Origin of the sequence: Jiangella rhizosphaerae (assembly GCF_003579925.1) — a bacterium.
Classification (GTDB): domain Bacteria; phylum Actinomycetota; class Actinomycetes; order Jiangellales; family Jiangellaceae; genus Jiangella; species Jiangella rhizosphaerae.
Window position 1 is genome coordinate 33,165 of the sequence record NZ_QUAL01000191.1, and the last position, 14,068, is coordinate 47,232.

The window sequence follows — 14,068 nt, forward strand, 5'->3', positions numbered from 1 at the left end:
ACCAAGGAGACACGGTGACCACCGCCGAACGGCGCGAAGAGGCGCCACAGTACGTCGGGACGACGCTGGAGCGGGTGGCGCAGGCGCTGCCCACCATGCGGCGCTCCGAGCGGAACGTCGCCGAACTCGTGCTGAGCGACCCCGTGCGCGTCGTCAACCTCACGATGGCGGGGCTGGCCGAGGCGGCCGGGGTCAGCGAGCCGACGGTCATGCGCTTCAGCGCGTCGGTCGGGTGCTCCGGGTTCCAGGACTTCAAGATCCAGCTGGCCCAGACCCTCGCCCTCGGCCTGCCGCTGACCCACTCGGGCATCGAGGCCGGCGACAGCGGGGCGGCGCTGTCGGAGAAGATCTTCGACCACACCATCTCCAGTCTCGACCGCGCCCGGCGCACGCTCGACCACGACGCCGTCGAGCGGGCCATCGACCTGCTGCACGGCGCGTCCGACGTGCTCTTCGTCGGGTTCGGCGCCAGCGGCATCATCGCCCAGGACGCCCAGCAGAAGTTCCCGCTGTTCGGCGTCCCGTGCCAGGCACCCGCCGACTTCCACCAGCAGTTCATCGCCGCGACGATGGGCGGCCCGCGCAGCGTGACGGTGGCGATCTCCAACACCGGCTCCACGTCGCAGGTGCTCACCGTCGCGCGGGCGGCGAAGGCCGCCGGCAGTCCGGTGATCGCGCTGACCGGACAGCCCGGCGCGTTGTCCGACCTCGCCGACGTCGCGCTGGTGGTGCAGACGTTCGAGGACACCGACATCTACACGCCCACGACCAGCCGGCTGGCCGGGCTGGTGGTCATCGACGTCCTGGCCACCGGCGTCGCGCTGCGCCGGCCGGCGGAGCACCGCGAGGCGATCCACCACATGAAGAACGAGCTCGCCGCCATGCGCAAGGGGGCTGCGGCCACCGCGGCCGACTCCGCCCCCGCCACGGAGTAGTTTCACTACACCCGCTGGGCGCGTGCTGTGCCGCCGTCGTGTAGTGTGACTACCAACTTCGCCGGCGGCTGTGAGGGAGTCCACGATGAGCGGTGTGGTGACGACGATGACGGCGCACGACCTCGTGCCCGCCGCGGAGCCGACGCTGTACTTCATCGGAGTCACCACGGGCCGGTCGTCCATCCAGCGGGTGTTCCCGCGCTGGGCAGCGGAACTGGGCATCGAGGCCCGTCTCCAGGGCGTCGACCTGCCGGTCGGCGCGCCGGCCGACGACTACCGGCGCGTCGTGGAGTTCATCGGCGGCGACCCGCTGAGCCGGGGCGCGCTCGTCACCACGCACAAGATCGACGTCTATCGCGCCTGCGCCGACCTGTTCGACGAGGTCGACGCGTTCGCTCGGATGATGGGGGAGGCCGGCTGCCTCTCCAAGCCGGGTGAGCGGCTGGCCTGCCACGCGAAGGACCCCATCTCCAGCGGGCTCGCGCTGGACGCCTTCGTGCCGGCCGGCCACTGGGCGTCGGGCGCGCAGGTGGCCTGCCTCGGCGCCGGCGGGTCCGCCGTCGCGATCACCTGGTACCTCACGCGTCCCGGCGCCGGCGACGTCCCCGAGCGGGTGGTCGTCACCGACCGCGCCCAGGCCCGGCTCGACCACATCCGCGAGGTGCACGAACAGGCCGGGCTCACGGGCCGGTTCGAGTACGTCCTCGTGTCCGAGCCCGGTGACAACGACCGCGTGGTGGCGGGTCTGCCGGACGGGTCGCTGGTCGTCAACGCCACCGGCCTGGGCAAGGACGCGCCGGGGTCGCCGCTGACCGACGCGGCGGTGTTCCCGCGCGGCGGGCTGGTGTGGGAGCTCAACTACCGCGGCGACCTCGTCTTCCTCGACCAGGCCGGGCGCCAGCGCGGCGACCGCGGCCTGCACGTCGAGGACGGCTGGACCTACTTCGTCCACGGCTGGACCCAGGTGATCGGCGAGGTGTTCGCGCGCCCGATCGCCACGTCCGGGCCCGAGTACGACCGCCTGAGCGAGCTCGCCGCGGAGATCCGGTGACCGGCGACGCCGTCCTGGCGCTCGACCTCGGCACCGGAGGCTGCAAGGCGACGCTGTGGTCCGCCGACGCCGTCTGCCTCGCCGACGCCGTCGTCCCGTACCCGACGTCGCATCCGGCGCCCGGCCGCAACGAGCAGCGGACCAGCGACTGGTGGCAGGCCGTCGTGACGGCGGTGCGCCGGCTGGCCGAGGCCGTTCCCGACACCGCTGGGCGGGTGGCCGCCGTCGGACTGTCCGGTCAGAGCCTCGGCGTGGTGCAGGTCGGCGCCGCGCACGAGACCCTGCGCGACGCCACGCCGATCTGGTCCGACATCCGGGCCACCGCGCAGGCGGAGGAGCTGTTCCGGACCGTCGACGAGCGGTCGTGGTACGAGCACACCGGGAACGGCTTCACCCCCGCCCTCTATCCGCTGGTCAAAGCGGCGTGGCTGCGGCAGGACGACCCCGCCGCCTGGGCCCGGACCCGGTACCTGCTCGGCTCCAAGGACTGGCTCAACCTGCGCCTGACCGGCGAGATCGGCACGGACGTCTCCTACGCCTCCGGCAGCGGCGCGCTGGACATCCGGGCCGGCCGCTACGACGTCGACCTCCTCGCCGCGGCCGGCCTCGACCCCGGCCTGCTGCCCGAGCCCCGTCCGTCGACCGACGTCCTCGGCGGTCTCTCCCCGGCCGCGGCCGGCGAGCTCGGCCTGCGCGCCGGCACAACCGTCGTCCTCGGCGCGGTCGACAACGCCTGCATGGCGCTGGGCTCGCTGACCTGGACCGACGGCGCCATCTACGCCGCGCTGGGCTCGTCGAGCTGGATCACGGTGAGCGCCTCGCAGCCGCTGGTCGAGTGGAGCGCGCGCCCGTACGTCTTCCGGCACGCCGTGGAGGGACAGTTCCTCAGCGCGCTGTCGACGTTCAGCAGCGGCACCAGCCTGGAGTGGCTGCGCGAGCTGGTCGCGCCCGACCTGACCAGCGCCGAGTTCATCGGCCTGGGCGCTGCCGCGGCCTCGCGCACCGACGGCCCGGTCTTCCTGCCCATGCTCGCCGGCGGGACGCCGCTGGAGGGCGGCGCCGGTGCGCGCGGCGCCGTCGTGGGGCTGGACCTCGCGACCGGCCGCGCCGACCTCGCCCGTGCCGCGCTCGAGGGCATCGCCTTCGCGCTGCGCCGCAGCCTGGACCGGATGCGCGAGCTGAGCGGTACCTCCGCCGACGTCCTGCTCACCGGCGGCGGCAGCCGCCACGACGGGTGGAACCAGATCTACGCCGACATCCTGGGCGTACCGCTGGTGAGGACGACGGTCGACCAGCAGGCGGCCACCCTGGGCGCGGCGGCGATCGCCTTCGTGGGCAGCGGGCTCTGGTCCTCGTTCGAGCCGGTCGACGCCGCCCACGTCTCCGTCGCCGAGTACGTCCCCCAGCCCTCGGCCGCCGAGCACTACGCGCGGCTGCGCGCCCGGTTCGACGCGCTGGTCGCCGACCTCGCGCCGCGAGGATCCTAGGGGGCGCACCGCGCCGGGCGCACGACCGAGCGTCAGGTGTTCGGCGGGGCGGCGCTGATGTCGGCCAGCGCCGACCGCGGATCGCTGGCCAGCGCCAGGTCGCCGAGCGAGACCACGCCCTGCGGCCGGCCCTGGTCGTCGACCACGGGGAGCCGGCGCACGGCGGCCGAGCGCATGAGCTCGACAGCGCGGCCGGCGTCGTCGCCGGGCCGGACGGTCACCAGGTCGCCGCTGCACACGTCGGCGACCGTGGTCGCGTCCGGGTCCATGCCCTCGGCGAGCACCCGCACGACGAGGTCGCGGTCGGTCACGATGCCCCACACCAGGCCCTCATCCAGCGCCAGCACGTCGCCGATGTCGTGGTCGCGCATCGCCCGCGCCGCGTCGGCCACCGACGCCGCGACGGGGACCGCGACGACCTCCCGCGTCATCACGTCGGCCACGGTCTGTGGCTCGACCCCACCGGCCTGCTCGCCGGGGGACGCCGTGCCGGCGGCGGCGTCCTCGTGGGGCCAGTCCTCCAGGCGCTCGCGGCTCTCGCGCTCCATGTCCTCCAGCCGGCGCTCCACCTCGTCGCCGTTCCGCGCGCCACTCGTGCTGTCCTCTGGTCGCATGTCGGCCTCCGCTGCCGATCGGTCACTCAACGAGGAGCCGTACCCGGCGACGCGGCGCTTCACGCGGTCTCCGGCCGCCGCCGCTCCGGAGCGGCCGCGACGTAGCCGGCGTGGGCCGGGCACTCGGCGCAGCAGGAGCGGTCGCAGAGACGGCACACCCGCGCCAGCGTGGTCTCGCCCGTCGCGGCGGGGGCGAGGACGGCGGCGGCGATCTCGGCGAGCTGCCGCCGTTGCGCCGGGCTGAGGCGGTCGGTCAGCTCGTCGAGGGCCTGCTGTCGTGCGCGAATGACGCGGCCGGCGGCCTGGGCGAGCACAACACCGGCGACTACGCCGCGGCCGGCACGGCGGCCGCCGCGGGCGCGCTCGGCATGGCGGTGACCGCGCCACTGTGGGGCCGGCTGCTCGGTGCGTGGGGTCATCGGGCCGTCCTCGGTGTCACGACGATGGCCTGCACGGCGGCGCAGCTCGCGCTGGCCTTCACCACGGACGCCAGGTGGTTCCTCGCCCTGGCGTTCGTCGCGGGGCTCACGTCGCCGCCCGCGGTGAGCAGCGGGCGGGCGTTGCTGCCGGCCATGGTGCCCGCCGGGGGACTGAGCCGCGCCTACGCCGCGAACGCCCTGGCCCAGGAGCTGATCTACGTGGCGGGCCCGGTGTGGGTGGCGTGGTGGGTGGCGATGGGCGGTCCTCCGGCGGCGCTCGTCGCGTGCGCGGTGCTGGGCGTCGTCGCCGTCGTCGCGATGATGGCGGCGGTTCCGCGGGTGCGCACCCGGCCGTCACCCGGCCGGCGGGCCGGCGAGACGCCGCTGCGCCGGCCGGCCGTGCGCACCGTCAGCCTGGTGCACCTGTCGTACATGGGCGGCATCGGGGCGATGTGGGTGCTGCTGCCCGCATTCGCCTCGGCCGCCGACGCGCCCGCCGCTGCGCCCTGGCTGGTGACCGCGTGGTCGCTGGGCAGCCTCGTCGGCGGCGCCGTCGTCACCGTTCGCGGCCGCAGGGCCGGCCTGGCCGCCGTCTACCCGCGGCGACTCGCTCTGCTCGCGGCGAGCTCGCTGCCGCTCGCGCTGGCCGGCACGACGACGCAGCTGGCCCTGGCCGTCCTCGTGTTCGGCCTCGGGCTCTCGCCGTGGCTGGCCGCCGCCGACGAGCTCACCGCGTGCGCGGCCGCTCCGTCCGGCGCCGGCGAGGCCTACGGCTGGCAGGTCGCCGTCGGGCAGCTCGGCAGCGCCACGGGCTCCGCGGCCGCCGGACCCGCGCCGGCTCGGTCCGCGCCCTTGGCAGGGCTGGTCGTCGCCGACGTGTCCGATATGACCGATCCCGGGCGACGGTGAGGCGTGCCAAGGCGGTCGGCTTTCGGGCGCGGGCGGCCTTCAGGTTCCCGGAGCGGCGGGCAGTCGCACCGTGACGCGGAGCCCGCCGGCGGGGCGGGGGACGAGGGTGAGGGTTCCGTCATGGGCCTTCGCGATGCTCTTGACGATGGCCAGGCCGAGGCCGACCCCCGCGTGGCCGGTGCGGATGCGCTCGGTGCCGCGTTGAAACGGCTCGACGAGCGTGGACACCACGTGCGAGCTGAGCCTGGGGCCGGTGTTCTCGACGGTGAGCTCCGCGGCGGTGGGGTGAGCGCGGGTCGTGACCCACACGCCGCCCTGGCCGGGCAGGTTGTGGACGATCGCGTTGTGCACGAGGTTCGTCACCAGCTGCAGCAGGAGCGCGGGTGAGCCGACGGTGCGGGTGACGTCGCCGGACGTCTCGACGGTGAGGCCGCGTTCCTCCGCCAGCGGCAGCAGCGTCTCGGTGGCCTCCTCGGCGATGAGGGACAGGTCGAGGTCCTCTGGGGCGAACGACCGCTGATCGGCGCGGCTGAGCAGAAGCAACGCCTCGGTGAGGTCGATCGCCCGGGTGTTGACGACCTGGAGGCGGTCGACCAGCCGGCCGGTGTCGTGGTGCTGGTCGTTGCGCGCCACCTCCAGAAGGGTCTGCGTGATCGCCAGCGGGGTGCGCAGCTCGTGGGAGGCGTTGGCGGCGAACCGTCGCTGTTCGGCGACGTGCGCCTCGAGCCGTGCGAGCATGCCGTCGAAGGCGTCGGCGAGATCGCGGAACTCGTCCTTGCGGCCCGGCAACCGGATGCGGTGGGAGAGCGAGCCGGTCGCGGCCAGGCGGGTGGCGCCGGTGATCCGGCTCAGCGGGGCGAGCATGCGGCCGGCGAGGACCCACCCTCCCGCGAGACCGAACGCCAGCAGGACCACCAGCATCGCGGCCGCCTTCGGCAGGAACGCGCGCTCGAGGTCGGACCGGTTGGGGACGAACGGGCCGCGCGTCATGAGCGGGCCGTCGGGCACGTAGCGCAGGAGGAACACCCACACGACGGCCAGCAGCAGGGCACCCGCGAGCATGACGAACCCGGCATAGCTGAGGGTCAGTTTGAGGCGGACGCTCACACCGGGCGCCCTATCCACGGTCCGCTCCCGCGAGTGCGCCGGGTCCGCTGCCGGACGCGGTGTCGATGCGGTAGCCCACGCCGGCCACGGTCGCGATGATCCAGGGTTCGCCGAGGCGTTTGCGCAGTGCGGAGACGGTGATGCGCACGGCGTTGGTGAAGGGGTCGGCGTTCTCGTCCCACGCTCGTTCCAGTAGTTCCTCGGCGCTGACCACACCCCCTTCGGCGGCGACGAGGACCTCGAGGACGGCGAACTGCTTGCGGGTGAGCGCGACGTAGCGGCCGTCGCGGTAGACCTCGCGGCGGAACGGATCGAGCCGCAGCCCGGCGATCTCGAGCACGGGCGGCCTGGTGTGGCCGCGCCTGCGGTCGAGTGCTCTGAGCCTGAGCACGAGCTCCCTGAGTTCGAACGGCTTCGTGAGGTAGTCGTCGGCGCCCAGCTCGAACCCGGAGGCCTTGTCGTCGAGCCGGTCGGCGGCGGTGAGCATGAGGATCGGCATGCCGCTGCCGGAGGCGACGATGCGGGTGGCGATCTCGTCGCCGGACGGGCCCGGGATGTCGCGGTCGAGGACGGCGATGTCGTAGGGGTTGACGCTCAGCAGTTCCAGCGCGGTGTCGCCGTCGCCGGCGATGTCGGCGGCGATCGCCTCCAGGCGCAGGCCGTCGCGGATGGCGTCTGCCAGCAAGGGCTCGTCCTCGACGATCAACACACGCACGCTCTCGATGCTACGAGCCGGCGCGTATCGCCGGCATATCGAAAAGCGCATACGGGCCGGCAACATCGGGCTGTCTTGACTGACGGCATGTCCTACCGGGAACCAGCACGAACAGCCCGCCGCAGCCGCTCGACCATCGTCGCCGGCCTCGTCGTCATCAGCGCGGCCATCGCCGGCGTCCTCGTCCATCAGGCGCGGGTGTCGTCGTCGTCCTCGGCCGCGTCGCCCATCGACGTCCTGCACGGCGACCCCGCGCCCGCCGTCACCGGCGTCGAGTCGGACGCTGACGAGCGCCGCCCGGACCGGCCGGGCGACGCGCGGCCGCTGGGCGAGGCGGACGGCGCCGTGCCCGATGGCGCGACCGTCTTCGACGACGAGATCCCGGCCGTGGGCAACCTCGACCCCGATCTGCTCGACGCCCTGCGCCGGGCCGCGAGCGATGCCGCGGAGGACGGGGTCGAGTTCGTCGTCAACAGCGGCTGGCGTTCCCCGCAGTACCAGGATCGGCTGCTGCGCGAGGCGATCGCCGAGTACGGCTCGGAGGAGGAGGCCGCCCGCTGGGTGTCCACCCCGGAGACGTCGCTGCACGTCTCGGGCGACGCGGTCGACCTCGGGGGGTCCGACGCGACGGCGTGGCTGTCCGACCACGGCGCCGAGTACGGGCTGTGCCAGATCTACCGCAACGAACCGTGGCATTACGAACTGCGCACCGAGGCCGTCGACGACGGCTGCCCGTCCATGTACGCCGACCCGACGCACGATCCACGGATGCGGTGACCGACGGGCGGGGTGTGCCAGCACCCCGGCCGCCCGGCATGGTGGCAGGGTGGTCGCGGCCGGCCGGCGGGCCTACGGTGCTGCCATGTCGGTACTGTTCCGGCTGGCCAGGCAGGCGGTGAAGGGCCGCGTGCCGGCCCTGGCCGGCGTGGTCCTCGTGCTGGCCGTGGGTGGCGGGGCCGGCATCGCCGCGCTGGTCGCGGCGTGGCGGACCGATCACGCCTACGCCGACTACCTGCGCGACGCCGAGGTGGCCGAGGTCGTCGTCAACCCGAGCCTGCGGACCGACCGCGCCCGCGCGATCGTCGAGGCCACACCGGGGGTGCTCGAGATCCACAGCGACGTCCTCCTGTTCGCGACGATGGACGACGGCGCGCCGCGCCCGGTGACGAACGTCGACGCCGGACTCGAGCTGCATCTCAAGGTGTCGCCGGACGGCCGGTACGTCGAGCAGGACCGGCCGGTCGTGCACGAGGGGCGGATGATCGCCGGCGGGAACGAGCTGTTCCTGAGCGTCGACGCCGCCAGGGACTTCGGCGTCGAGGTGGGTGACGAGGTACCGCTGTCGTTCTGGGACGCCCGCGACACCGAGGCCACGGGGCACGCCTCACCGGACGTCCTGGTCGAGCCGGCCGGGCGGGAGACCGCCGAGGTCGTCGGCATCGGGGTGTTCGCCGACGGTGTGCTCGCCGACGAGCTCTATCCGCGCCGGACGGCGTTGGTCAGCCAGGACCTCGCTGCCCCGTACCTGTGCCCCGCGGCGACGCTGCCGGACGAGCCGACGCCGGTCGACGAGCTCGTCGTGCGGTTGTATCCGCCGGGCTGCTCGGTGACCTACGAGTACTTCTCCCTCCGTGTGGCCGGCGGCGACGCCGCCGTTGGGCAGGTCCTGACGTCGATCGCCGCGCGGTTCGAGGAGGAGTCGGCGCGGCTGCCCGAGGAGATGGTGGCCGAGGACGTCCGCTACTACATGGTCCCCAAGGTGACCGCCGACGAGGAGGAACGCATCGACCGGTCGCTGGACCCGAGCGTCACCGCGTTGCGGCTGTTCGGCGTCGCGGCGACGGGTGCGAGCCTCGTGCTCGCCGTCCTGGCGGTCGTCAGGATCGCCCGGCCGGTGCGGCCGCTGGCCCGGGTGTGGTGGCAGGTGGGCGCGCCGCAGTGGCAGCGGGCGGCCGCGATCGCCGTGCCGCTCGCCGGAAGCGTCGCCGCCGGGATGGCCGGCGCGGTGCTGCTGGGATGGCTCGCCTCCGGAATCGGGCCGGTGGCCAGCGCCCGCGCGGTCGACCCGAGTCCGGCGCTGGTGCTGCCGGGGCCGGTCGTGCTGCCCGTGGCCGGGGTGTCGGTCGCGGTGCTGCTCGCCGGTGTCGCCGTGGCCGCGTTCAGCGCGGCGAAGGTCACCGAGCAGGTCGACGCGCGCCCGGCGAGACTGGCGACGGCGGCCGCGCGCAGCGGCAACGTTCCGTTCACACTCGGGGTGCGCGCCGCGCTGCGCGGTGGTGCCGCCGTGGTGGTGCTGGGGGCGATGGTGACCGCAGTACTCACCGTCCTCGGCTCGGTGGTCTTCAGCACGAATCTCGCCCGCGTGATCGAGACGCCTGCCCGTTACGGCTGGTCCTACGACGCGGCGGCGATCACCGGCGGCGGGTACGGTGATGCCGCGATCGACGCGATCGCGGCGTCGCTCGACCGTCCCGAGGTCGACGGCTGGGGCGTCGCGGCGCTCGGGTCGGCGAATCTCGACGGTGAGGCGGTGCCGTTCGTCGCCCACCGCGCGGGCTTCGCCGGACTGCCGCTCCCCGTCGTCGAGGGAGACCCGCCGGTGGGGGATGGCCAGCTCGCCGTCGGTGCGCTCACGGCACGGCGCCTCCGCCTCGAGGTGGGGGACACCGTGACCGTCTCGACGAGCTACGGCAGCCACACGGGCACGATCAGCGGTCTCGTCGTCCTGCCGCCGATCGGTCCGATCCTCACCGACCGGGCCGGCCTCGGCACCGGGCTCGTGCTTCCCGCGCCGTTCCTCGAACGCGCCCTGGAATCCGCCGCCGACCGCGGAGAGGTCGACGCGACCACACTGGCCGACCAGCTCGGGTCGTTCATCGCGATCGACCTGGCCGCGGGCGTCGATCCGGACGAGTTCCTGGCCGCTGTCGACGACGACCTCACGTCCTGGGACGCGCTGGGGTACCGGCCGTTCGTCTACACCGACCCGGTGCGACCGCCGCAGATCGCCGACGTGGCGGCGATGCGCTCCGCGCCGGTCCTGCTGGCGGTCGTCATCGCCGCCGCGTCGGCCGTCGGCCTCGGCGTCGTCGTCAGAGCCGCCGCCCGCGGCCGGCGCCGCGAACTGGCCGTGCTGCGGGTGCTCGGTGCGACCGGCCGCCAGGTCCGCGCCACGCTGCGCTGGCAGGCCCTGACGATCGTCGGTGTCGGCCTGGCGTTCGGCCTGCCGCTGGGTGTCGCGCTGGGCCGGGCGACGTGGGCCGCCTTCGCCGACGGTCTCGGCATCGCACCCGGCTTCACGCTGTCCGCGACCTGGACCGCACTGATCGCCGCCGCCGCCGTCGTCGTCGGCATCGCCGCCGCTTCCCTCCCGGCGCGTGCGTCGACGCGTCTCGCCCCGGCCGCCGTCCTGCGAGCCGAATGACGCGGTGCGACGCGCCGTCAGATCGGGCGGTTCCACTCCTCGGCGAGGAGGGCGTAGCCGAGGCCGTCGAGCCAGCGGCCGGAACGATGCAGCGAGTCGGCGACGTTGTGCGACTCGCGGCGCATGCCGACCCGTTCCATGAGGCGCCAGGAGGGCTCGTTGTCGGCGAAGCAGAGCGCGGTGACGCGGCGCAGGCCCAGCTCCGCGAAACAGAGCCGGAGCAGTTCGCGGACGGCCTCGGTGGCGAAGCCCTGCCCTTGATGGGCGGGGTCGAAGACCCAGCCCAGCTCGGCCTGGACCGCGCGGGCGGCGTCGGCCACCTCGGCCTGGGCCCAGGCGTTCTCGACCCGCACCATGAGGTCGCCGATCAGCTGCCCGTCGCGCTCGACGACCAGGGTCGTGGCCAGCCGTGCGGGAGCCGCGAACCGCGCACGGAAGGCGTCGGCGTCGGCCGGCAGCTCGGTGAGCCACCGGGCCACCGGCTCGAGGCGGCGGTACTGCCAGACGCCGTCGGCGTCGGCCGGGCGGCCGGGGCGCAGCGTGAGGCGGTCGGTGCGGACCGGCCAGTCGATCCGCTGGAGCGGGGTGACGGCGGGCTCGGGGAGCGCGCGGAGCGACAGCAGTGTGGTTCCGGCGTCGCGCAGCCGCTCCAGCATGCCGTGCAGGGCGGCTTGGTCGGCGACCGGGCCGGTCAGCGTGGTGGTGCCGTCGTGATGGTGCTCGAGGCGCAGCTCGCCCGGCATGTCGCCCGGGTGGGCGTTCAGGTGACCGTCGATGCGGAACTCGTAGGTGCTCATCGGACGCCGAGCGTATCCCGCCGGTCTGACACCGGCAGCACCTCCACCCCGCTGCTGCTCGCCGGCGCCCTGCTCCTCCTCGCCGGCGCCACAGCCCTCATCGCCCACCACGCGGCGGCCGGGCCCTTCGCACACCCCACCCCACGTGCGGTGGGGGCGGCGTCCCCATCGACCGGCGGGTGTCAGTGGACGGGCGGCAGGATCGCCGGAGCGAGCCGGCTGAGGCGGGACGGATCGGCGAGGACGTCGATCTCGACGATCCGGCGGCCCCGGACGGTGAACGCCAGGACCGACACCGGCCGCCCGTCCGGGACGGTGACGAAGCCCGGTGCGCCGTTGACGAGCACCGGCAGCGCGTACACCGCGAGCTCGGCGAACCTCATCGCGCCCTCGGCCACGTTCCGCGCGCCGCGGACGACGGCCGAGGCCGGGTGGGTGCCGTGGTCGGCCACGAGCACCACGTCGGGGTCGAGCACGGCCAGCAGCGCGTCGAAGTCGCCGCCGCGGGCGGCGGCGAGGAAGGCGTCGGCGACCTCGCGCTGGCGGGCCCGGTCGGCGCCGGGAACGGCGGTGGGAACGGCGGCGGTGGCCCGGACGCGGCGTCGGGCGCGGCTGGCCAGCATCTTCGCCGCGGCCACCGACCGGCCCACGATCGGGCCGATGGCGTCGAACGGCACGGCGAACATGTCGTGCAGCACGAACGCGAGGCGCTCGGCGGGCGGCAGCGTGTCCAGGACGACCATCAGGGCGAGGCCGACGGAGTCGCCGAGCAGCACCTGCTGTTCCGGGTCGGTCCCGTCGGCGGGGCCGACGATGGGGTCGGGCACCCGGACGCCAAGCGGTTCCTCCCGGAGCGCGGCCCGCGAGCGCAGCATGTCCAGGCAGATCCGGCCGACCACGGTGGTCAGCCAGCCGCCGAGGTTGCGGACCTCGGCGGTGTCGGCGCGACTGAGGCGCAGCCACGATTCCTGTACGGCGTCGTCGGCCTCGCTCAGCGAGCCGAGCATCCGGTACGCCACCGCCCGCAGGTGCCCCCGATGCGCCTCGAACCGTTCGGCGAGCCGATCTCGTTCGTCCACCGTTACCTTTCTCCCGCACGTTCCGTCATAGCTCTGACGAGTCAGCACGAGTCGATGTGACGGGAGAATGACATGAGGATCGCGGTGGCCGGCGGGACCGGCCGGGTCGGACGGCACGTCGTCGACCTTCTGGAGAAGTCGGGGCACGAGGCGGTCCCGATGTCGCGCAGCACCGGCGTGGACGTCGTGACGGGGGAGGGCCTCGCGGCGGCACTGACGGGGGTGGAGTGCATCGTCGACGCGGCCACCGGGCCGTCGCCGGACAGGGACGAGGCGGCCGCCTTCTTCCGGGCCGCGGTGACGAACCTGCAGCGGGCGGGGGAGCAGGCCGGCGTGCGACGGGCCGTGCTGGTGTCGATCATCGGGGTGGACAAGCTGACCACCAGCTACGGCGCGGCCAAGCAGGAGCAGGAGCAGGCCTGGCTGGCGGGCCCGATCCCCGTCGGCATCCTGCGCGCGGATCTGTTCCACGAGTTCGTCGGGCCGATGATGACGTGGGGCCGGCAGGGCGACGTCGTCCACCTGCCGTCGATGGTCAGGCAGCCGGTCGCCGCGCGGAGCGTCGCCGAGGTACTCGCCGGCCTGGCCACCGCCGGCGAATCGCGGCCCATGGTGGAGGTCGCCGGGCCGCGCGTGGAGAACCTCGTCGACCTCGGGGCCATGCTGGCGGCCCGGGACGGCGACCCGGTGAAGGTCGTGGGCGTCAGTGACCCGGACGACGCCGACAGCGTCCTCTACGAGTCCGGCCAGGTCCTGCCCGGCCCGGACGCCGTCATCGCCGGGCCGGCCTTCGCCGAATGGCTCGAAAGAAATCCCGGCGGTGGTGTCGAATCGGGGCAGGGGCGTTCGTAGCGGGGGTGAGAGGCCGCCCGCGAGGGGCGCCCCGACCGAAAGGAACCCCGCGATCATGAAGCTGACGACCACCGTCCAGGTCACCGTCGATGGTGTGATGCAGGGCAACGGCGGGCGGCATCCGGACCTCGACCCCGGATTCCGGCGCGGCGGCTGGGCCCTGCCGCTGTTCGACGACGAGGCCATGGCGTACGTCGACGAGGTGTACCAGCGCGCCGACGCGTTCCTGTTCGGCCGGCGGACCTACGAGTTCTTCGCCGGCACCTGGGGCGCGATCGAGGACATGGCGAACAGCACCATCGGACGGGCCCTCGACGCCACGCCGAAGTACGTGGCATCGACCACGCTCACCGAACCGGCGTGGGCCGACACGACCGTCCTGTGCGGTGACCTCGCGGCCGCCGTCCGGGAGCTGAAGGACAGGCCGGGAGGAGAGCTCCAGGTGCACGGCAGCGGCGCCCTGACCCGGTGGCTGCTCGAGCGCGACCTCGTCGACGAGCTGAACCTGCTCGTCTGCCCCGTGGTCGTCGGCGAGGGCACCCGGCTGTTCCCCGACGCCGGCCCGGACCTGGCGCTGGACCTCGTCGAGTCGCGAGCCTTCCCGAAGGGCATCACGCTCCAGGTCTACCGGCCGGCGGGGCGCCCGCAGTACGCCACGAACTGAGCCAGGGAGGGCATC

Annotated in this window: 13 protein-coding genes; 8 read left to right on the forward strand and 5 right to left on the reverse strand. The window is 74.1% G+C overall.

The genetic code is table 11. The features are described from left to right. Window positions 1–14 precede the first annotated feature (14 nt). The 3 genes from DY240_RS22155 to DY240_RS22165 all read left to right on the forward strand — a co-directional run bounded on the left by DY240_RS22155 (window position 15) and on the right by DY240_RS22165 (window position 3,473). A complete protein-coding gene (locus DY240_RS22155) occupies window positions 15–935 on the forward strand; it encodes an SIS domain-containing protein (protein ID WP_199702030.1) in 921 nt (306 codons plus the stop codon). Between the two features lie 85 nt (window positions 936–1,020). Next, window positions 1,021–1,986, forward strand: a complete 966-nt coding sequence (locus DY240_RS22160; protein WP_199702032.1) for a shikimate dehydrogenase family protein — start codon at window positions 1,021–1,023, stop codon at window positions 1,984–1,986. Next, entirely contained in the window at window positions 1,983–3,473 is a 1,491-nt protein-coding gene (locus DY240_RS22165) for a xylulokinase (RefSeq protein ID WP_158602950.1), read from the forward strand. Before DY240_RS22160 ends, DY240_RS22165 begins: the two co-directional genes overlap by 4 nt. Before the next feature lie 32 nt (window positions 3,474–3,505). On the opposite strand, the gene DY240_RS22170 is transcribed toward DY240_RS22165, so the two are convergent. Further along, a complete protein-coding gene (locus tag DY240_RS22170; protein ID WP_119662051.1) occupies window positions 3,506–3,904 on the reverse strand; it encodes a CBS domain-containing protein in 399 nt (132 codons plus the stop codon). A 293-nt stretch (window positions 3,905–4,197) separates the two neighbouring features. Here DY240_RS22170 and DY240_RS22175 point away from each other — a divergent pair, with 293 nt between their 5' ends. After that, a complete protein-coding gene (locus DY240_RS22175; protein ID WP_158602951.1) occupies window positions 4,198–5,415 on the forward strand; it encodes an MFS transporter in 1,218 nt (405 codons plus the stop codon). 39 nt (window positions 5,416–5,454) lie between these two features. On the opposite strand, the gene DY240_RS22180 is transcribed toward DY240_RS22175, so the two are convergent. Then, window positions 5,455–6,540 carry a sensor histidine kinase gene (locus tag DY240_RS22180; protein ID WP_119662016.1) on the reverse strand — a complete coding sequence of 362 codons (1,086 nt, stop codon included), beginning with the start codon at window positions 6,538–6,540 and terminating at the stop codon, window positions 5,455–5,457. After that, window positions 6,533–7,237 (reverse strand): response regulator transcription factor, encoded by a 705-nt coding sequence (locus DY240_RS22185; protein ID WP_119662017.1) that lies wholly within the window; start codon window positions 7,235–7,237, stop codon window positions 6,533–6,535. Before DY240_RS22185 ends, DY240_RS22180 begins: the two co-directional genes overlap by 8 nt. Window positions 7,238–7,324: 87 nt before the next feature. On the opposite strand from DY240_RS22185, the gene DY240_RS22190 reads away from it, so the two are divergent. Together DY240_RS22190 and DY240_RS22195 are read left to right on the forward strand one after the other, a co-directional pair. Continuing rightward, on the forward strand, window positions 7,325–8,014 hold the full coding sequence (locus DY240_RS22190; RefSeq protein ID WP_119662018.1) for a M15 family metallopeptidase: 690 nt from the start codon (window positions 7,325–7,327) through the stop codon (window positions 8,012–8,014). 85 nt (window positions 8,015–8,099) lie between these two features. Continuing rightward, the gene (locus DY240_RS22195; protein ID WP_147375438.1) at window positions 8,100–10,661 is read left to right on the forward strand and encodes an ABC transporter permease; all 2,562 of its coding nucleotides are present in this window, start codon (window positions 8,100–8,102) and stop codon (window positions 10,659–10,661) included. Between the two features lie 17 nt (window positions 10,662–10,678). Here the strand turns inward: DY240_RS22195 and DY240_RS22200 are convergent, their stop codons facing one another. Both DY240_RS22200 and DY240_RS22205 read right to left on the reverse strand, forming a co-directional pair. Further along, the gene (locus DY240_RS22200; RefSeq protein ID WP_199702037.1) at window positions 10,679–11,458 is read right to left on the reverse strand and encodes a GNAT family N-acetyltransferase; all 780 of its coding nucleotides are present in this window, start codon (window positions 11,456–11,458) and stop codon (window positions 10,679–10,681) included. Window positions 11,459–11,640: 182 nt separating this feature from the next. After that, window positions 11,641–12,537, reverse strand: coding sequence for a sigma factor (locus tag DY240_RS22205; RefSeq protein ID WP_119662020.1), 897 nt, complete (start codon window positions 12,535–12,537; stop codon window positions 11,641–11,643). Window positions 12,538–12,609: 72 nt separating this feature from the next. Here DY240_RS22205 and DY240_RS22210 point away from each other — a divergent pair, with 72 nt between their 5' ends. Continuing rightward, on the forward strand, window positions 12,610–13,389 hold the full coding sequence (locus DY240_RS22210) for an SDR family oxidoreductase (RefSeq protein WP_119662021.1): 780 nt from the start codon (window positions 12,610–12,612) through the stop codon (window positions 13,387–13,389). 55 nt (window positions 13,390–13,444) lie between these two features. Further along, entirely contained in the window at window positions 13,445–14,053 is a 609-nt protein-coding gene (locus tag DY240_RS22215) for a dihydrofolate reductase family protein (protein WP_119662022.1), read from the forward strand. Window positions 14,054–14,068 lie beyond the last annotated feature (15 nt).

Bases quoted from the DNA above. Each gene is read 5' to 3' on its own strand.
- DY240_RS22200 (WP_199702037.1), bottom strand. From the start codon at position 11,458: ATGAGCACCTACGAGTTCCGCATCGACGGTCACCTGAACGCCCACCCG.
- DY240_RS22215 (WP_119662022.1), top strand. From the start codon at position 13,445: ATGAAGCTGACGACCACCGTCCAGGTCACCGTCGATGGTGTGATGCAG.
- DY240_RS22190 (WP_119662018.1), top strand. From the start codon at position 7,325: ATGTCCTACCGGGAACCAGCACGAACAGCCCGCCGCAGCCGCTCGACC.
- DY240_RS22160 (WP_199702032.1), top strand. From the start codon at position 1,021: ATGAGCGGTGTGGTGACGACGATGACGGCGCACGACCTCGTGCCCGCC.
- DY240_RS22210 (WP_119662021.1), top strand. From the start codon at position 12,610: ATGAGGATCGCGGTGGCCGGCGGGACCGGCCGGGTCGGACGGCACGTC.
- DY240_RS22195 (WP_147375438.1), top strand. From the start codon at position 8,100: ATGTCGGTACTGTTCCGGCTGGCCAGGCAGGCGGTGAAGGGCCGCGTG.
- DY240_RS22170 (WP_119662051.1), bottom strand. From the start codon at position 3,904: ATGACGCGGGAGGTCGTCGCGGTCCCCGTCGCGGCGTCGGTGGCCGAC.